The organism is Bradyrhizobium sp. F1.4.3 (assembly GCF_040548375.1).
In the GTDB taxonomy this organism is placed as follows: domain Bacteria; phylum Pseudomonadota; class Alphaproteobacteria; order Rhizobiales; family Xanthobacteraceae; genus Bradyrhizobium.
The window spans coordinates 1,490,301-1,507,691 of sequence record NZ_JBEPRN010000001.1 but is presented as its reverse complement, the minus strand read 5'-3'; the positions used below and the strand labels follow the sequence as shown (position 1 = coordinate 1,507,691).

General features: G+C 64.5%; 15 protein-coding genes. 3 read left to right on the top strand and 12 right to left on the bottom strand.

Annotated elements, in window-relative coordinates:
* Window positions 1-39 precede the first annotated feature (39 nt).
* From ABIB73_RS07295 to ABIB73_RS07250, 10 genes are all read right to left on the bottom strand, one after another.
* Complete coding sequence (locus tag ABIB73_RS07295) at window positions 40-1,026, bottom strand: tripartite tricarboxylate transporter substrate binding protein (RefSeq protein ID WP_354222450.1); 987 nt, start codon at window positions 1,024-1,026, stop codon at window positions 40-42.
* Window positions 1,027-1,154: 128 nt separating this feature from the next.
* Window positions 1,155-1,949, bottom strand: coding sequence for an RsiV family protein (locus tag ABIB73_RS07290; protein ID WP_354222599.1), 795 nt, complete (start codon window positions 1,947-1,949; stop codon window positions 1,155-1,157).
* A gap of 203 nt (window positions 1,950-2,152) precedes the next feature.
* A complete protein-coding gene (gene scpA, locus ABIB73_RS07285) occupies window positions 2,153-4,309 on the bottom strand; it encodes a methylmalonyl-CoA mutase (protein WP_354222597.1) in 2,157 nt (718 codons plus the stop codon).
* A gap of 23 nt (window positions 4,310-4,332) precedes the next feature.
* Window positions 4,333-4,797 carry a GFA family protein gene (locus ABIB73_RS07280; protein ID WP_354222448.1) on the bottom strand — a complete coding sequence of 155 codons (465 nt, stop codon included), beginning with the start codon at window positions 4,795-4,797 and terminating at the stop codon, window positions 4,333-4,335.
* Window positions 4,794-6,665, bottom strand: a complete 1,872-nt coding sequence (locus tag ABIB73_RS07275; RefSeq protein ID WP_354222446.1) for a methylmalonyl-CoA mutase family protein — start codon at window positions 6,663-6,665, stop codon at window positions 4,794-4,796. Before ABIB73_RS07275 ends, ABIB73_RS07280 begins: the two co-directional genes overlap by 4 nt.
* Window positions 6,666-6,746: 81 nt before the next feature.
* Window positions 6,747-7,238, bottom strand: a complete 492-nt coding sequence (gene folK, locus ABIB73_RS07270) for a 2-amino-4-hydroxy-6-hydroxymethyldihydropteridine diphosphokinase (RefSeq protein WP_354222444.1) — start codon at window positions 7,236-7,238, stop codon at window positions 6,747-6,749.
* Window position 7,239: 1 nt separating this feature from the next.
* Window positions 7,240-7,608 (bottom strand): dihydroneopterin aldolase, encoded by a 369-nt coding sequence (gene folB / locus ABIB73_RS07265; RefSeq protein ID WP_027544155.1) that lies wholly within the window; start codon window positions 7,606-7,608, stop codon window positions 7,240-7,242.
* Window positions 7,605-8,465 (bottom strand): dihydropteroate synthase, encoded by an 861-nt coding sequence (folP, locus tag ABIB73_RS07260; protein ID WP_354222441.1) that lies wholly within the window; start codon window positions 8,463-8,465, stop codon window positions 7,605-7,607. The genes folB and folP overlap by 4 nt, the downstream gene beginning before the upstream one ends.
* A gap of 243 nt (window positions 8,466-8,708) precedes the next feature.
* The gene (locus tag ABIB73_RS07255; RefSeq protein WP_354222439.1) at window positions 8,709-9,116 is read right to left on the bottom strand and encodes a DUF4332 domain-containing protein; all 408 of its coding nucleotides are present in this window, start codon (window positions 9,114-9,116) and stop codon (window positions 8,709-8,711) included.
* Window positions 9,117-9,142: 26 nt separating this feature from the next.
* The gene (locus ABIB73_RS07250) at window positions 9,143-9,508 is read right to left on the bottom strand and encodes a DUF2267 domain-containing protein (protein ID WP_354222437.1); all 366 of its coding nucleotides are present in this window, start codon (window positions 9,506-9,508) and stop codon (window positions 9,143-9,145) included.
* 352 nt (window positions 9,509-9,860) lie between these two features.
* Here ABIB73_RS07250 and ABIB73_RS07245 point away from each other — a divergent pair, with 352 nt between their 5' ends.
* The 3 genes from ABIB73_RS07245 (at window position 9,861) to ABIB73_RS07235 (ending at window position 14,390) form a co-directional block, all read left to right on the top strand.
* A complete protein-coding gene (locus tag ABIB73_RS07245) occupies window positions 9,861-11,483 on the top strand; it encodes a helicase HerA-like domain-containing protein (RefSeq protein WP_354222435.1) in 1,623 nt (540 codons plus the stop codon).
* 159 nt (window positions 11,484-11,642) lie between these two features.
* The gene (locus ABIB73_RS07240; RefSeq protein ID WP_502918393.1) at window positions 11,643-12,971 is read left to right on the top strand and encodes a glycosyltransferase family 87 protein; all 1,329 of its coding nucleotides are present in this window, start codon (window positions 11,643-11,645) and stop codon (window positions 12,969-12,971) included.
* A gap of 24 nt (window positions 12,972-12,995) precedes the next feature.
* Window positions 12,996-14,390: a M20/M25/M40 family metallo-hydrolase gene (locus ABIB73_RS07235; RefSeq protein ID WP_354222433.1), complete on the top strand. Its 1,395-nt coding sequence runs from the start codon at window positions 12,996-12,998 to the stop codon at window positions 14,388-14,390.
* A 201-nt stretch (window positions 14,391-14,591) separates the two neighbouring features.
* Here ABIB73_RS07235 and ABIB73_RS07230 read toward each other — a convergent pair whose 3' ends face one another.
* Window positions 14,592-15,371 (bottom strand): class II aldolase/adducin family protein, encoded by a 780-nt coding sequence (locus tag ABIB73_RS07230; protein WP_354222431.1) that lies wholly within the window; start codon window positions 15,369-15,371, stop codon window positions 14,592-14,594.
* A gap of 183 nt (window positions 15,372-15,554) precedes the next feature.
* Window positions 15,555-17,204 (bottom strand): glycosyltransferase family 39 protein, encoded by a 1,650-nt coding sequence (locus ABIB73_RS07225; protein ID WP_354222429.1) that lies wholly within the window; start codon window positions 17,202-17,204, stop codon window positions 15,555-15,557.
* Between the last annotated feature and the right edge of the window lie 187 nt (window positions 17,205-17,391).

Sequence of the window (17,391 nt, the reverse complement as noted above, 5' to 3'; positions counted from 1 at the left end):
ATGTTGCCGCGGGTCGCGCGTCCGGGATGAGGCGTCAAATCACGCTTTCGCAAAGCCGGCTGCTTTCATCGCCTGACCCATCTGGGCGTCGGCCTGGTCCATGAAGGTTTTGAACTGGCTGGCATCGCGCCACACGACGCCGAAGCCGCGCCTGGTCATGAAGTCCTTGAACTGGGGGGAGTCGTACACCTTTTTCAAGGCCGTGGTCAGCTTTGTGGCCACTTCCGGGGCCAAGCCTCTGGGCGCGCCGATGCCGCGCCATGAGCTGGTGAAGTAGTCGACGCCGAGTGCCTCCTTCAGTGTCGGAACATCGGGGAAGGTGGGATTGCGGGCAGGCGCCATGATCGCGAGGCTCCGTGCCTGACCGGCCTCGATCGTGGCCCGCGCCTCCGGCACCGAGCAGGTGGTGAGATCCAGGCTGCCTGCGACGAGATCCTGCATGGCCGGTGCAGCGCCATTCGACGCTGACCACGCGACCTGGTTCGCCGGCAATCCCATCGCCTGCATCCACCCGACGAGTGCCAGATGCCAGATGCCGCCTTGCCCCGTGCCCGATGCCTTGAACTTTCCCGGCGGCGCCACCTTGATGGCATCCATCAGCTCCTTCACCGCCTTGTATGGCGAGGACGTGGAGACCTGGATGCCCGGCGGGTCTTCGTTCATCAGTGCCAGTGGCGTGAAGTTTCGCGGCGTCAGATGCGTCAGGGCCTGCCAATGCAGCATCGAGATTTCCACGGTCAGCATACCGATCGTGTAGCCGTCCGGCGGCGCGGTTGCGATCTCGGCATGACCGACAACGCCGGACCCGCCAGTGCGGTTGACGACGTTGAACGGCTGGCCGAGCTCCTTTTCCAGGAGTGTCGCGACGATGTGTGCGGTTGCATCCGTTCCGCCACCCGCACCCCACGGCACGATCAAGGTCACCGGCTGCGCCGGATAGACTTGCGCGTGCGCAGGCGTGAGAAGAGCGGAAGTGGCCGCAGCCACAGAAGAGGCCGCAAAAGTGCGGCGCGTGATCCCTGACATCAATGTTCCCGGCGGCCCTCGGGAATCGGGCACTTGTCAATGTGCTATTCTACGCGGCTTTGCTCCGATGTCGCAAGCAGCAGCATCACCGCGCTGTGAGCAACGGGTCCCGTCCAGACTTATGACGATCACTGCGCCGCGTCGGCATCGCTCTTCGGCCGCGCGCCGCCGAAGATCCGCGTACCTTCCGCGGTGAAATAGGGCTTCAGCGTATCCCACGGCACGAATGCGACATATTCGCCCTCGGCGTAGGGGCCGACCGCATAGGGCGGGTAGTGGAAGGTGAGGCCAGAACTCTTGCCCGCTTCGGTCGAGGGCGCGAGCGTCACCGCACCGATTTTGAGCAGGCTCGGCTCCACGCCCTTGAGCCACTCGTCGGTCGCGGTCTCGCTGGTATCGCGCTTCTTCTTCTCGATTTTCAGCGAGGCGATCACGGCCTTCGCCATCACCTTCATGGTCGGTCCGTTGTCGGCGGTCTCGGTGAAGAGCGGGCGGATCGAGATGCGCTTGTTCTCGGTCTTGTCCCACAGGATCGTGTTCACGTCGGAATTGGGATGGGCGCCGTGGGTGTCCATGTAGTCGTTGCGGAGCAGGCTGACATAGCGGTCGGCAACGACTGAGCGGATGCTGTACTTTCGCTCAAAGTCCCAGCCGCCATCCCGAAAGGATTGCGGGTCTTCCTTGCGCGAAGCCGCAGCTTCGGCCGCGTTCTTGTCGAGCCATTTCCTGCCTTCGGCGAGGCAATCGGCCGCCAGTGCCGCATCGGCCTTGATCTTGTCGTCGAGGATGACGCGCGCCTCGATGTTTCTGTTCTTGATAACGGCGTCGGGCTTGGGGTCGGCGGCCTGGGAAGGAGAGGCCAGGGCGATCGTAGCGGCGGCCGAAAGGACGGCGATGGTGCGCGGGAGCAATCCTGCGCGCATATTGGCATGATGATATGTCAGTTCAGTATCCATGAATTTCCGCTCGTTGACCGCCGCCGTCGACTCGTCCGGGCGTCTGCCAGAGCATAGACATCGCAAGATGAACCGGCGCAGAACGCCAGGCGTGAACACCGGGTCGTGAAGGTTGGTCGCGGAAAACCGCCTGCCGGTTTGATGGTCGGCAGCACCGAGAGGCGGCGGAATTACTCCGCCGCCTCGCTATGCCCGAGCCGGGCGTTCAGCTTGCGGATCAGCTCCTCGGCCGCGTCCGCGATCACGGTGCCCGGCGGGAAGATCGCTTCGGCGCCGGCCGCATAGAGCGCGTCGTAATCCTGTGGCGGCACCACGCCGCCGACGATGATCATGATGTCGTCGCGACCCTGCTTCTTCAACGCGGCCTTCAATTCCGGCACGGCGGTGAGGTGCGCGGCGGCGAGCGAGGAAACGCCGAGGATGTGGACATCGTTCTCGACCGCCTGGCGGGCGGCCTCGTCGGCGGTCGCAAACAGCGGCCCGATGTCGACGTCGAAGCCGATATCGGCGAACGCAGACGCAATCACCTTCTGGCCGCGGTCGTGGCCGTCCTGACCGATCTTGGCGACCAGGATGCGCGGGCGGCGGCCCTCGGCTTCCTCGAAGGCGTCGATCAGCGCCTGAACCTTCTCGACCCGGTTACCCATGCTGGACGCCTCCCGCTTGTAGACGCCGGTGATCGACTTGATCTCGGCGCGGTGCCGGCCGAACACCTTTTCCATCGCGTCCGAAATCTCGCCGACGGTCGCCTTGGCCCGCGCCGCGTCGATGGCGAGCGCGAGCAGATTGCCGTTGCCTTCGCCGGCCGAGCGCGTCAGCGCGGCGAGTGCGGCCTCAACGTCGGTCTGGTTGCGCTCGGACTTCAGCCGCGTCAGCTTGTCGATCTGGAGCCGGCGGACGTTGGTGTTGTCGACCTTGAGGATATCGATCGGGGCTTCGTCCGATGGCTTGTACTTGTTGACACCGATCACCGCCTGCTTGCCGGCATCGATACGCGCCTGCGTCTTGGCGGAGGCCTCCTCGATGCGCAGCTTCGGCACCCCGGCCTCGATGGCTTTCGCCATGCCGCCGAGCTCCTCGACCTCCTGGATGTGGCTCCATGCTTTCGCTGCGAGGTCGCGCGTGAGCCGCTCGACATAATACGAGCCGCCCCAGGGATCGATGATGCGGGTGGTGCCGCTTTCCTGCTGGAGGAAGAGCTGGGTGTTGCGGGCGATGCGTGCCGAGAAGTCGGTCGGCAGCGCAAGCGCTTCGTCGAGCGCATTGGTGTGCAGCGACTGGGTATGGCCTTGCGTCGCCGCCATCGCCTCCACCGTCGTGCGCATCACATTGTTGAAGACGTCCTGCGCGGTCAGCGACCAGCCGGAGGTCTGGCAATGCGTGCGCAGCGAGAGCGAGCGCGGGTCCTTCGGGTTGAACGGCTTGAGCAGCTTCGCCCAGAGCAGCCGCGCGGCGCGCATCTTGGCCACTTCCATGAAGAAGTTCATGCCGATCGCCCAGAAGAACGACAGCCGCGGCGCGAAGCGGTCGACGTCGAGGCCTGCAGCAAGGCCGGCGCGCAGATATTCGACGCCGTCGGCGAGCGTATAGGCGAGCTCGAGGTCCTGCGTCGCACCGGCCTCCTGCATGTGATAGCCGGAGATCGAGATCGAATTGTATTTCGGCATCTTTTGCGAGGTGTAGGCGAAGATGTCCGAGATGATCCGCATCGAGGGCGCAGGCGGATAGATATAGGTGTTGCGCACCATGAACTCTTTCAGAATGTCATTCTGAATCGTGCCTGAGAGCTTTTCAGGCGGCACGCCCTGTTCGCCTGCGGCCGCGACGAACAGTGCGAGGATCGGCAGCACCGCGCCGTTCATGGTCATGGACACGCTCATCTGGTCGAGCGGGATGCCCGCAAACAGTGTGCGCATGTCGTAGATGGAATCGATCGCAACGCCGGCCATTCCGACGTCGCCGCCGACGCGCGGATGATCGCTGTCATAGCCGCGATGGGTGGCGAGGTCGAAGGCGACCGAGAGGCCCTTTTGTCCCGCCGCGAGATTGCGGCGGTAGAACGCGTTGGAATCCTCCGCCGTGGAGAAGCCGGCATATTGTCGCACCGTCCAGGGCTGGTTGACATACATGGTCGGGTAGGGGCCGCGCAGGTAAGGCGCGATGCCGGGATAGGTATCGAGGAAGTCGAGCCCGGCGAGATCGGCCTCGCCATAGGCGGGCTTCACCAAGATGCCCTCGGGCGTGAGCCACGGTTCGGCGCTGCCGGTTGGAGCTGCGGTCGCGGCTCTCTCGAAGGCGACATCGGCGAAATTGGGAATGCGGCTCATGGCTTCAACCATATCATAGGCGCTCAATCATGGTCCGGATGCTGATGGCTGACGATGGTCGCCATCTTCTCCGGCCCGTAATTCTGCTGCGTGGTCTGGCTCGGCAGGTTGGCGACGCCGACCACCCAGCCGAGGCGGGATTCAGTTCCATATTGCCGCGTCGGCACCAGCCGGTCCGGCCGGTCGAAGGCGCCCGTCATGATCTCGATCCGGTCGCCGTCGATGCGGCCGAAGCTGAGAGGCGTGCCGCAAGCGGCGCAATAGCCGCGATCGGCGATCGAGGAGGAGCGGAAGAACGCCGGCTCTCCCTTGGTCCAGGCAAAATCCGTCCGGTTGATATCGGCGAAGGAGGCGAACGGCGCGCCGCTTGCCTTCTGGCACATCCGGCAGTGGCAGATCGAGACCTTGTTGGGGACCGCCGTCAGAGCGAAGCGGATTGCGCCGCATTGGCAGCCGCCGGTGAATACGGTTTTGCTCGCGTCGGTCATGCCTGTTCCATCCGCAGGTAAGCGTCTTGCAACGTTGCAAGCGCGTCGCCCCCGGCGAAGACAAAACCCGCGACGCCGGCGGCCCGCAGCGCCGCCTCGGCCTGGGCCGTGCGGCCTGCCAGATAGATATGTCGTGCTCCAGCGGTTTGCAGGGCCTTCGCCGCGGCTTCGGCGTGTTCCGCATAGACCTTGTCGCTGGAACAAAGGCAGGCAAGCTCCGCGCCGGAGGCCTTGAAGGCGGCGACGAGCTTGGCGGGATCGGCAAAACCCTCGCTGTCGATCGCCTGAATGCCGCCGGTCTCGAAGAAGCTTTTTGCAAAGGTCCCGCGCCCCGTGAAATCGGCAGGCGTGCCGAGATTGGCCAGAAACACTTTTGGCCGCGTGCCGCGTGCCTTCAACGCCGCATCGGATTTATCGCGAAGCGCCTCGAACGGTTGCGCAAGCCGCATCGGGGTGAGCGCATCGAATTTGTGTTTCTGCTCGCCGTAAGGTGCCAGCGCGATCGGCGTCGCTGTCAGCACCGCCGTCTCGCGCTCTTGCAGGTTCGGAAACTCGCTCGCACCCGTCAGCACGTCGCGGCGCTTTGCGATATTGGCCTCGCGCGCTTTTCGCGTGGCCGCGACCTTGCTTTGGAACAGACCTTGTTGAAGCGCCGCAAAAGCGCCGCCGGCTTTCTCGCTCTCCTGGAACAGCGCCCAGGCCGCGTCGCAGAGCTGCGTGGTGAGAGCCTCGATGCCGCCCGCGCCCGCTGCGGGATCGCTGACCTTGGCGAGGTTGCTTTCTTCCAGCAGCAGAAGCTGCGTGTTGCGCGCCACGCGCCGCGCGAACGGATCGGGCAGCCCAAGCCCGAGCGTATGCGGCAGCACGGTGATTGCGTTGGCACCGGCGAGCCCCGCCGCAAACGTCGCCATGGTTGCGCGCAGCATGTTCACATAGGGATCGCGCTGCGTCAGCATGCGCCAGGCGGTATCGGCGGCGATGAACAGCGGCTTGGGCGTGAGCCCGCAAGCCGTTTCGATGCGCGCCCAGAGCAGCCGCAGCGCGCGGAATTTTGCCATGGTCAGGAATTGGTCGGCGTCCGCCGCAGGCCGCGCATAGACCATGCCTTGCGCCTGCTCCAGCGGAACGCCCGCGCCTTCGATTGCGCGCAGATAAGCGACGCCGCAGGCGAGCACGAAGGCGAGCTCCTGCCCCTCCGATCCGCCGGCATCATGGACGACGCGTCCGTCGGCGGAAGCAAACGGCCCCTTGAAGCCGAGCGCGGCGAGCCCCTTGATGCCGCCGGTAACGGCGGGAACGATCTCCTCCCAGCTATAGGGGCTGTGGCCCCATACCGCGCAGGCCGCCAGCGGATCGAGCCCAAAGCGGATGTCGCAGGCCGCGGGATCGATGCCGCTGCTCTTCACATATTCCGCGACATGGATCGCCGCCATCCGCGATTGTGGGCCGACCTGAAGCTCGATGCCGATGCCGGCATCGAGGTGAATGTCCTTCAACACCTTCGCGACCGCATCGGCCGTCGGGTCCAGGCCGAAGCCGTGGCTGCCATTGCCGCCGGCGAACACCAGCGAAAGCCCCGTGGCGCCGTTCTCCAGATCCTGCAAGGCCTGCGCGTTCGCAGCCGCCGCGTCGGGATGGTCGATCCGCTGCATGATCTGCCACGGCGCGGCCGCGGGTCGTCCCGTCACGGGCGCAACGCCTGGGGCGCGCGGATATAGCGGATTGATCTTCAGCCCGTCATAGGTCTTGCCGACCAGCTTCTCGAACGGCGCGCCCTTCAGCACGCCATCGACCAGCTTGCGCCAGTCCTCGTCCTTCGCCTTGGGAAAATCGGCCGCCAGCGGCAGGTCGTCGGTCACGGAGGTCATACGGCCAGGGGCTCCCAAACGGCTTGTTATTCGGCCGCGAAATTGCCACGGCCGGCCGTCCCTGCAAACGGTTGTTTTTGGTTAACCGGTATCCGGAAGCCGCTCAATGCCTTGCGTCGAGACGCTGGCGAGCCCGTCACGCACACGAATGCCGCCGATCACGCGGTCAGGCGCGATTTCGGCGAGCGGGACCAGCACGAAGGCGCGTTCGAACAGGCGCGGATGCGGCAAGGTCAGGTCGGGTTTCTGCAAGCTGATATCGTCATAGGCGATCATGTCGAGGTCGAGCGTGCGCGGACCCCATTGCCGCTCCTTGTTCCGCGTGCGGCCGAATTTCTGCTCGACCTTTTGCATCACGAACAGCAGCGCATGCGGATCGAGGCTGGTCTCGATCTCGACGCAGGCGTTGATGAAGGGATCCTGGTCCTCGTCGCCCCAGGGCGGGGTCGCGTAGTCCGGGGAGCGCGCGATCAGCACAGCCTGCGCCATACCGCAGATGTGGGCGATCGCTTTCCCGAACGTCGCGCGGACATCGCCGACATTGCCGCCGAGCGCGATCAGCACGCTTGCCATGTCAGGGGTGCCGCGAACGCGTCAGCATGATGCCGACGTCGTCGAAGATCGCGGCGATCGGCGCATGCGGCTTGTGCACGGTGATCTTCACCGCGCGGATGCGCGGGAAGTGCGACAGGATGGCGTCGGCAACGGCGCCGGCGGCGCGCTCCAAGAGCTTGTAGTTGGTGTTCTTGAACGCCGCGGTCGTGGTCGCCACGACTTCGGCGTAGGACACCGTATCGGCGAGCCGATCGGTGCGCGAAGGCTCCGACAGGTCGGTATAGAGTTCGAGGTCAATGACAAAACGCTGGCCGACTTCGGTTTCGTGATCCATCACGCCGTGGCGAGCATGGATCGACAGGCCGGTCACGAAGATCGTATCGGTCATTGCTTGCTCTCGATTGCGTTCGCCACCCGCAGGGCCTGCAAGGTCTCGGCGACGTCATGGGTCCGGATGATTTTTGCGCCGCGCTGCGCGGCGATCAGATGCGCGGCGATCGAGCCGGCGAGCCGTTCTTTCGGCTCCGATGGCGACACCGAGGCGATGAAGCGCTTGCGCGAGGCGCCGACCAGGATCGGCAGGCCGAACATCTCGAATTCACGCAGCCGCGCCAGCGCGGTCATGCTTTGCTCGGCCGTCTTGCCGAAGCCGATGCCGGGATCGAGCACGATTTTCTCGCGCGCGATGCCGGCCTGTGCGGCGATCACGAGCGAACGCTGAAAGAACGCTTTCATGTCTGCGATGATGTCGATCGCGGGATCGGCGCTGTCACGGTTGTGCATGACGATCACAGGGACGCCTTTCGCGGCCACCAGCGGCGCCATGCCGGCGTCGCGTTGCAGGCCCCAGACGTCGTTGGCGATCGCAGCACCCTGGTCGAGCGCGAAAGCCACGACCTCGGCCTTCATGCTGTCGATCGACACCGGCACGCCGAGCGCCACGATGTCCGCCAGCACCGGCTTCAGCCGGGCAAGCTCGCCTTCCGCCGTGACCGGCTGGGCGCCCTTGTAAGGCCGGGTGGACTCGGCGCCGATGTCGATGATGTCGACGCCATCAGCGATCATCGCCTGTGCCCGCACCAGCGCCTGCTCCGGCGCGATGAACTCGCCACCGTCCGAGAAGGAATCCGGGGTGACGTTGAGCACGCCCATCACCGCCGGAATCGGCCGGCCCACGAGCGTCCGCAACACGTCAGGCCCGGCCGAGCCGGCCGGCGCGACGGATGGGGAGGGCGAGGCGTTCATGTGGCTCGCTTTAGCGGTCGGGGAGGAGGGATTCAAGACGGGATTAGGGGCGATGCGCGCCGCTCCGTCACCCGGGCCACTCCTTCACCGTCACCCCTGAGGTGGCCGCTTCTTCGGCGGCCCTCGAAGGGCGACGGCCCAACTCTCGCAGCGTGACGCCAGCGTGGCCGTTCATCCTTCGAGGCTCCCCGCGCGGTGCTATGCACCGCGCGGGGAGCACCTCAGGATGACGGAGAGCCTAAGCTAATACGTAATCTTCGGCGCCAGCTTCTTGGCTTTGGCGATGATGTCGCCGACCGATTTTTCCGAGGGCAGGATGCGGACCAGCTTCTTCCTCTCGTTCGCCTCCCGCATGCTCTGGGCGAGCCTTGCCGGATTCCGATAGGAAAGTTCGCGCACGGTGGTGACACCGGCGGCGCGGACCAGGCCGACCTTGGCCCTGCCCATGCCGGGAATGCGCATGTAGTCGGAGACGTTGGCCCACTCCAGCAGTTGCTGCTCGCTGATGCCGGTCTTGGCCGCAAGCGTCTTGCGGCCCTTGGCGGTGCTGGCGGCTTCCAGCAGCGCGTCGGTGGTGCGGATACCCTGCGCCTTCAACTTGCTGGCGGCAAAGGCCGGCAGGCCCTCAATCTCGGAGATCGGATATGTCATGATACTCAATATGAAATGCGTAGCTCTCAGGCGAACTGGCTGAGGCCCGGCGTCCCTGCGATGATCTTGCCCATCTGATCCGCTCCGATTTTGTCTCGGCCGAAGCGAAAAAGTTCACGGGCAACCGTCTGAATGTCGGACATGCCAAGTCCCAGGCTCATCAGGCGCGTGCCGACGGCCATCAGGCCGCCGCCCATCAGCCGCGACAGTCCGCCGCCGCTCCTGGACGCTTCGATCGCTGCATCTGCACCGGGGATATGGTCGATCAGGGCCTGCACGCTGTCGGAAGGACCCTCGCTGCGGAGGAAACCCAGGATAATGCCGACGGTCTTTTCAGCGACAGCACCATCTATGCTGGCGTTTGTCGCCAGCCGCCCGATCAGCTCGTCCATATGGCCTGCCCCTCAGCCGGATCACATGCCGGAGTATTGTTTTCGAAAAACGATCTTGGGCCGGTGCGATGCGAAATACAAGCGATGAACGCATCCGGTATCGCGATTCATCTTCAATCGCGCAAAAAGTGTTGCAGCGATGCAAGAGCGGAGAAGGAATCAATGAAAAATTGCCGCGGTGCGAATGTATCGCTCCGACTTTTGGCGGATGTCTCGCGTCCGTTCTCCGACAATGTCGCATGTCCGTGGCGTCTTGAACGGTTTCAATCGGGGCACGACATGCGTTAAACTACGGAACTGGTGAGCTTGAGTTTCAATAGGCGAAACGAGCAGACAGAACAGAGACAGAGTGATGACGGCACAGGACAACACGCTCGGCGATACCGACGACAAGATCTTCGTCGGCAAGGGAGACGAGCAGGCCTGGTTGACGCTGGCGCTCGCCAATCGCCACGGCCTCGTCACCGGTGCGACCGGAACAGGAAAAACGGTATCGCTGCAAGTGATGGCAGAAGGATTTGCGCGCGCCGGTGTTCCGGTGTTCGCCGCCGACATCAAGGGCGACCTCTCCGGCATCTCCGAGGTTGGCGAAGCCAAGGACTTCATCGTCAAGCGTGCAACCGAGATGGGGCTGACGTTCCAGCCCGACCAGTTCTCGACGGTGTTCTGGGATGTGTTCGGCGAGCAGGGGCATCCGGTGCGGGCCACCGTCACCGAGATGGGGCCGCTGTTGCTGGCGCGCATGCTCGATCTGAATGACGTGCAGGAGGGCGTGCTCAACGTCGCCTTCCGCGTCGCCGATGACAATGGTCTTGCCCTGATCGACATGAAGGATCTGCGGGCGCTGCTCGATGCCATCGTGCCTGACACCAGCAAGAAGGGTCCGGACGCGGAAGAGGATCCGCTCGCGCCGATCCGGAAAGCGGCCCAGGGGTTCGGCAACGTCACCAAGGCCACCGTCGGCACCATCCAGCGCCAGCTCCTGGTGCTGGAGAACCAGGGCGGCACAAAGTTCTTCGGCGAGCCGGCGCTGACGCTGAAGGATTTCATGAGGACCGACCGCGACGGGCGCGGTATGGTCAATATCCTCGTCGCCGACAAGCTGATGCAGAGCCCGCGGCTTTACGCGACATTCCTGCTGTGGATGCTGTCGGAGCTCTTCGAGGAGCTACCCGAGGTCGGCGACCCGCCCAAGCCAAAACTGGTGTTCTTCTTCGACGAGGCGCATCTCCTGTTCAACGACGCGCCGAAGGCGCTCATGGACAAGATCGAGCAGGTGGTCCGCCTGATCCGATCCAAGGGCGTCGGCGTCTATTTCGTCACCCAAAACCCGATCGACGTCCCCGACCGCGTGCTCGGTCAAATGGGCAACCGCGTGCAGCATGCGCTGCGCGCCTTCACACCGCGGGACCAGAAGGCGGTCGCCGCCGCCGCGCAGACTTTCCGGCCCAACCCGAAGCTCGACACCGCCAAGGTGATCATGGAGCTCGGCAAGGGCGAGGCTCTGGTGTCTTTCCTCGAAGGCAACGGCACCCCAGCGATAGTCGAGCGGGTGATGATCCGGCCGCCATCGGCCCGGATCGGGCCGATCACGCCGGAGGAGCGCAAGGCGATCATGGATGCGAGCCCGCTGAAGGGCAAATACGACACCGCGATCGATTCCGAGTCTGCGTACGAGATCATCCAGAAGCGTATCGCCGGCACCGCGGCGCCGGCCGACGGCTCGGCGCGCGGAAGTGGTGGCGGCATCCTCGGCCAGATCGGCTCGATCGTCGGCACCATCTTCGGCACCAACACCGGACGTAACCGGCTGACGACGGGACAGCGCATCGCGCGCGACGTCACGCGCACGGTCACCGGCAGGGTGGTCGGCGGCGTCGCAGCCGATCTCGGCAAGTCGGTCGGCGGCCAGCTCGGCGGCTCGGTCGGCCGCGCGCTCGTTCGTGGCGCGCTCGGTGGATTGCTGCGAAGGTAGGCAGCGAGCTCTGTCTGAGGCAATTCATCCGCGGGCCCGGGTCACCTCGACCGATACCGGAACGAGGTCGAGTGCGCGATGGGTACAAATTCGGGTGAAGGGGGCTCTCCAAGCCTCCGTCGGTCTGCTAGGTGCTATGTCTCCTGGCTGGACCACATTGTGACCTCAACCGACTCTTCTGCCAAATCCCGCGAACTCCGACTCCCGTCGCTGCGCGCGCCGCTCGATCTCCTCTTCCTGCTCTGCTGCGTCATCCTCGCCGCCGATGTCCTCGGTCCCGAGATCTTTGGCCACGGCAAGACCAAGGACTATGCGCTGTGGTATTGGGCCGGGCAGCAGGTGCTGCACGGCGGCCCGCTCTACCCCAGCGACATCCATCACCAGTTCGAGTTCATCTATCCGCCGCTGCCGGCGATCCTGCTCGCGATCCCGAGCTGGTTCGGCAAGATCCCGCTCTACATCGTGCTGTCGCTGCTGAATGTGGTGGCGTGGTGGTCCACGGGCATTCTCTCCAATGCCATGACCGGATCAGGCCGCAGGCCCGGCCCCTGGCTCGAAGCGCTGCCGGCCCTCGTCACCGTGACCTTCGTGTTCGACATGTTCGACCTCGGCCAGCCGAACCTCGTCCTGCTGGCGATGATGCTCTACGGCTTCCGGAGCCTGCAGCGTCAACGGTCCTGGCTCGCAGGCTTCATGTTCGCGCTCGCCACCGCCATCAAGGTGTTTCCCATCGCAGTGCTGCCCTATCTGGTCTGGCGCCGGCAGTGGGCGGCCGTCGTCAGCATGCTCGCCTTCATCGGCATTCTTCTCTACGTCGTGCCGGCGCCGATCCGTGGCTTCGAGCGCAACGCCGCCGAGCTCAAGACCTGGTACCAGGGCATGGTCGGGTCGAGCTCGGAAAAGGGTTTCGGCCAGCGCGACGAACAGAACTGGTCATGGGTCAACCAGTCCATCATTGCTGTGACGCACCGGCTGGTCCGGCCACTCAACTACAACCAGGAGGATCCCGACAAGCTGCCGCGCACGATGAACGTCATCGCTGTCGACTACAAGACGGCGAACTTGATCGTGCTCGCGGTGTCGGCGTTGCTCGGGCTCGGCTTCGTTGCGGTCATGCCGTCACAGCGGCGGCGAACGGCGCGATCGGATGCCGAGGAGCTCGGCATCCTGTTCTGCCTGATGACGGTCGCCTCGCCATTGGCGCGGCAATACTACTTCATGTGGCTGTTCCTGCCGATGGCGGTGCTGATGCATCGTGCCGCGTTCGACGAACGGGCCAGCGTGCGGCTGGGAACCTGGCTCGCACTGTGCGCCGCCGGCGTTCTCATGCTGCTGTCACTGCCGCCGTTTCCCAATGTGATCCAGGCCTGGGGCAACAATCTGATCGCTACCGCCATCCTCGCCGGTACGCTGGCCTGGCACATCCGCCATCCGCCGGTTGCGGCTAGCTCCGACGCCGCGGCAGGTCTAAAACCACAACCCTCTTGAGACTCGAAAGCAGGGAATACGACCATGGCCAATGCGCAGCTTCAATCCGTGCTCGACCACATCGACAAGGAGTTTGATAACAGCCTGGAGCGTCTGTTCTCGCTGTTGCGGATCAAGTCGATTTCCGCGGACCCGGCCTTCGCCAAGGATTGCAAGGCGGCGGCCGAGCATCTGGCCAAGGACATTGCAAGCCTCGGCGTCGCGACCGAGGTGAGGCCGACTGCCGGCCATCCCGCCGTCGTCGGCAAGAGCAAGACAGGCGGACGGCCGCACGTGCTGTTCTACGGTCATTACGACGTGCAGCCGGTCGATCCGCTCGACCTCTGGCATCGTCCGCCGTTCGAGCCGGTCGTGACCGACCATGCTGACGGCCGCAAGATCATCGTTGCGCGTGGCGCCGAGGACGACAAGGGCCAGGTGATGACCTTCGTCGAGGCGTGTCGTGCCTGGAAGGCGGTGACGGGCTCGCTGCCGATCGACGTCACTTTCCTGATCGAGGGCGAGGAGGAGGTCGGCTCGAAGAACTTCGTGCCCTTCATCGAAGCCAACAAGGACGAGTTCAGGGCGGACTACGTGCTGGTCTGCGACACCGGCATGTGGGACCGCAACACGCCGGCGATCACGACATCGCTGCGCGGCCTGCTCTATGAAGAGGTGAAGATCACCGCCGCCAATCGTGACCTGCATTCCGGCGTGTTCGGCGGCACGGCGATGAACCCGATCCGGGTGCTGACGAAAATTCTCGGCGGGCTGTTCGACGACGACAATCACATCACCATCCCCGGCTTCTATGACGGCGTGAAGGATACGCCGAGCGACATTCTGGACCAGTGGAAGAAGCTCGATTTCACGCCAGAGAGTTTCCTCAAGCCGGTCGGACTGTCGATCCCGGCCGGCGAGAAGGGTCGGCTCCTGGTCGAGCAGGCGTCCACGCGGCCGACCTGCGACGTCAACGGCATCTGGGGCGGCTATATCGGCGAGGGCTCCAAGACGGTGATCCCGTCGCATGCGTCGGCCAAGGTTTCGTTCCGCCTGGTTGAAGGGCAGGATCCCGCCAGGATCCGCAAGGCTTTCCGTGAGTATGTGTCGGCGCGGATTCCGGGAGACTGCAGGGTCAAATTCGGCGACCATTCCGCTGGGCCCGCCATCGCGCTCGACTGGAACATGAAGCCGCTCGCCGCCGCCAGGAAGGCACTGACCGAGGAGTGGGGCAAGGAGACCGTGCTGATGGGATCGGGCGCCTCGATCCCGATCGTCTCCGACTTCAAGCGCGCGCTTGGGCTGGACTCGCTGCTCGTCGGCTTCGGCCTCGACGACGACAACATCCATTCGCCGAACGAGAAGTATGACCTCAAGAGCTTTCAGAAGGGCATTCGCTCCTGGGCCCGCATCCTCGCCGCGCTGGCAGAGGTGAAGTAGAGCGCGGTGCGTAGGGTGGGCAAGGCGCGAAGCGCCGTGCCCACCCTCTCTCCAGGATTGCGACAGAAGACGGGGGCACGCTTCGCCTTGCCCACCCTACGAAGATGCACCAAACAAAAACGCCGCCCGGAATTGGGCGGCGTTTCATTCCAAGACGTGCAGAGGGTGTTGAGAACTACCCTACACCAAATCCCTGAAATCTCAAGTCCGGTAGCCAGGAAGCTCGCGGTCGAGCTTGCGCAGCAGCGGCGGCCACACCAGGTTGGTGGCGCGCAGCTCGGCGCGGTCGCGGTTGGCGAGCAGCTCTGTGTTCTTGTCGATCGCGACATCGTCGACCGGGTAGACCGGCGTGCCTAGCGCGCGCGTGCGCACTTGCATCGAGCAGGCGCGCTCGAGGTGATACATGCGCTCGAAGGCGGAGGCGACCGAGCGGCCGACCGTCAGCGTGCCGTGGTTGCGCAGGAGCATGTGGTTGTGGTCGCCGAGGTCCTTCTGAAGCCGCGGCCGCTCGTCATGATCGAGCGCGATGCCTTCATAGTCGTGGCAGGCGAGGTCGTGGGTAACGAGCTGCGCCGTCTGGTTCAGCGGCAACAGGCCCTCGGCGCTGCTCGACACCGCGGTGCCGTCGAGGGTGTGGAGATGCAGCACGCAGATTGCGTCCTCGCGCACCTCGTGGATCGCCGAGTGGATGGTGAACCCTGCCGGGTTGATGCTGTATTCGCTCTCGCTGAGTTGGTTGCCGTGCAGGTCGACCTTGACCAGGCTCGAGGCAGTGATCTCGTCGAACATCAGCCCGTAGGGGTTGATGAGGAAGTGATGGTCGGGGCCGGGCACGCGCGCGGAGATGTGGGTGTCGACCAGATCGTCCCAGCCGTACAGCGCGACGAGACGATAGCAGGCGGCGAGATTGATCCGTTGCTGCCACTCGGCCTCCGTCATATTCGACGGTACTTCCTTCAGGCGGGCTTCCGCTGGCGACATGGCTCATCTCTCCGAACATCGTTGTTTCGGGGACGGAGCCTAGTCCTGCGAGGGGCTGGCAGCAAGGCGCACGAAGCGCGGCAGTTCAGCGTAGCCCGCATGGAGCGAAGCGAAATGCGGGGCCGTGCCAAAGGTCCCGGATTTCGCGGAGCTCCATCCGGGCGACAAGGCAGGAGAAGAATATTACGGCGCCGGGATCGACAGCAGGCTGGAAATGCTGCGGCCGCGGATGTCGTAGACGCGGGCGAACACCACATCGTCGCGCTTGATCTCGACGAGTACCGGCGCGGTGAGGCCCTTGCAGTAGAACTCGCCGAGGGTCATGGCGAAATCGGCCGCATTGGAATCCCAGCCGATGGTGAAGTCGGGGCCGAGCGCGACCTGGGCCGGGCGCTGCGGACCGCACACGGCGACCTTCCATTTGCGGTTGCGCGGCGGCACTTCCTGGCGCTCGACGAGCTGCTCGCGCAGTTCGTCGGAGGCCTGCTTCAGCGCCAGGCCCCAATAGTCCAGCATGAAGCGGTCGTCGGCGGCGCGCACGGTGCCGGCGATATGGTTGAAGTGGGTGTATTGATAGGGATGCAGCCGGATCATCTCGGCGAGCGGCAGCGCCAGGCCGAAGCAGAAAGTGGCGAGCACGACCGGCTGCCAGGCGCGATGATTGGCGCGCAGGCGTTCCATGGCCCAGGCTAAGGCAACGCCGCCGAGCACAGCCATCGGCGGGATAACGAAGACGAAATGGCGGATGCCGTTGTAGAGCGCGGGCCGCTTCACCATCGCGATCGCGAGCGGCAGGGTCGCTGCGAGCGTCAGCATCAAGAGGATGGTCTTGCGGCGGGCCGGAACCTCGCGGCGCGGCAGTAGGGTGAAGGTGCCGATCACGGCGCCGGCCATCAGTACCAGCATCACTTCGGGCAGCTGAAGCGCGAACAGCGTCGGCAGATAGGACCAGGGCATGTCGGGCACGGACACGATCGCGCCGTCGAACATTTCTTTCCAGGGCTTCTCGAAGAAGTGCGAGAAGTAGGTCAAAGCCTCGAAGGGATTGCCGGGCTCCATGATCGACCACGGCCAGATCAGGCCCATCACGAGGTAGCCGAACGCGAGGCCAGGCAGCAGCACATAGACGACATGGGCGAAACGACGGACCGCCTCGCGCGCGCCCTCGGTGCGCAGTTCCTCCAGGAACAACGGCATGAAGCCGATCATGGCGTAGACCAGTGCGAGTCCGCCGAGAATGCGGCAGCCGATCGACAGGCCGGCACCGAGGCCGACGATCAGGATCGTGCGCGGCGAGGGTTTTGGATATTCTTCTGCAAGTCGGACCAGGCCCAGCATCAGGATGATCATCGCCACCGCGAACGGCGCATCCTTCGGGTTCATGAACATGTGGCCGTAGAAGATCGGGCACAGCGCGAGCAGCAGGAGTGCGGCAAGACCGGCAAGGGGTCCGCCGGTCCTGCGGCCGAGCCGCCACGTCACGGCAAGCCCGATCACGCCGACGATCGCGCCGAGCAGACGGCGCGTCTCGAACAGCTCGAGCGGGAGAATCTTGTGCAGGAGGGCTGCGACCATGTCGAAGCCGCCGCCATACATATAGAGGTTGGCGAAGGAAAGCGCCGCGGTGTCCCTGAAGCCGGAACCGAACATGCGCAGCAACAGGTCGGCATATTCGGCATGGGTGTAATCGTCCCAGCCGAGCCCGTAGTCGCGGAAGGTCAAGCCTGCGATCACGGCGACCGCAGCCAGCACCAGCATGGCAAGGTCGTCGCAAGTCCGTTCAACCGAGCGCCGGAGAGGCGTGTCGATCGCCGAAGTCGTGATGGATGTCATGGCTATTGGTGACCCGGAATCCCCTCTTGGCCCTGCTGGTGCGCGCGGGCCTGCTCCCCGGAATCCCTATAGCGCAGTTCCATTACCAAGTAATTGGGCATTATGGCTAAATTCCTGATGCGACGCAGCAAATCCGGTAAACTCGAGAGCCCACCAGAAGTAGCGAGCCGTAGCTGAAGGGAATGTG

Excerpts from the sequence above, each read along its gene's own strand:
- ABIB73_RS07295 (WP_354222450.1), bottom strand. The coding sequence starts at position 1,026 with ATGTCAGGGATCACGCGCCGCACTTTTGCGGCCTCTTCTGTGGCTGCG.
- ABIB73_RS07290 (WP_354222599.1), bottom strand. The coding sequence starts at position 1,949 with ATGCGCGCAGGATTGCTCCCGCGCACCATCGCCGTCCTTTCGGCCGCC.
- scpA (WP_354222597.1), bottom strand. The coding sequence starts at position 4,309 with ATGAGCCGCATTCCCAATTTCGCCGATGTCGCCTTCGAGAGAGCCGCG.
- ABIB73_RS07280 (WP_354222448.1), bottom strand. The coding sequence starts at position 4,797 with ATGACCGACGCGAGCAAAACCGTATTCACCGGCGGCTGCCAATGCGGC.
- ABIB73_RS07275 (WP_354222446.1), bottom strand. The coding sequence starts at position 6,665 with ATGACCTCCGTGACCGACGACCTGCCGCTGGCGGCCGATTTTCCCAAG.
- folK (WP_354222444.1), bottom strand. The coding sequence starts at position 7,238 with ATGGCAAGCGTGCTGATCGCGCTCGGCGGCAATGTCGGCGATGTCCGC.
- folB (WP_027544155.1), bottom strand. The coding sequence starts at position 7,608 with ATGACCGATACGATCTTCGTGACCGGCCTGTCGATCCATGCTCGCCAC.
- folP (WP_354222441.1), bottom strand. The coding sequence starts at position 8,465 with ATGAACGCCTCGCCCTCCCCATCCGTCGCGCCGGCCGGCTCGGCCGGG.
- ABIB73_RS07255 (WP_354222439.1), bottom strand. The coding sequence starts at position 9,116 with ATGACATATCCGATCTCCGAGATTGAGGGCCTGCCGGCCTTTGCCGCC.
- ABIB73_RS07250 (WP_354222437.1), bottom strand. The coding sequence starts at position 9,508 with ATGGACGAGCTGATCGGGCGGCTGGCGACAAACGCCAGCATAGATGGT.
- ABIB73_RS07245 (WP_354222435.1), top strand. The coding sequence starts at position 9,861 with ATGACGGCACAGGACAACACGCTCGGCGATACCGACGACAAGATCTTC.
- ABIB73_RS07235 (WP_354222433.1), top strand. The coding sequence starts at position 12,996 with ATGGCCAATGCGCAGCTTCAATCCGTGCTCGACCACATCGACAAGGAG.
- ABIB73_RS07230 (WP_354222431.1), bottom strand. The coding sequence starts at position 15,371 with ATGTCGCCAGCGGAAGCCCGCCTGAAGGAAGTACCGTCGAATATGACG.
- ABIB73_RS07225 (WP_354222429.1), bottom strand. The coding sequence starts at position 17,204 with ATGACATCCATCACGACTTCGGCGATCGACACGCCTCTCCGGCGCTCG.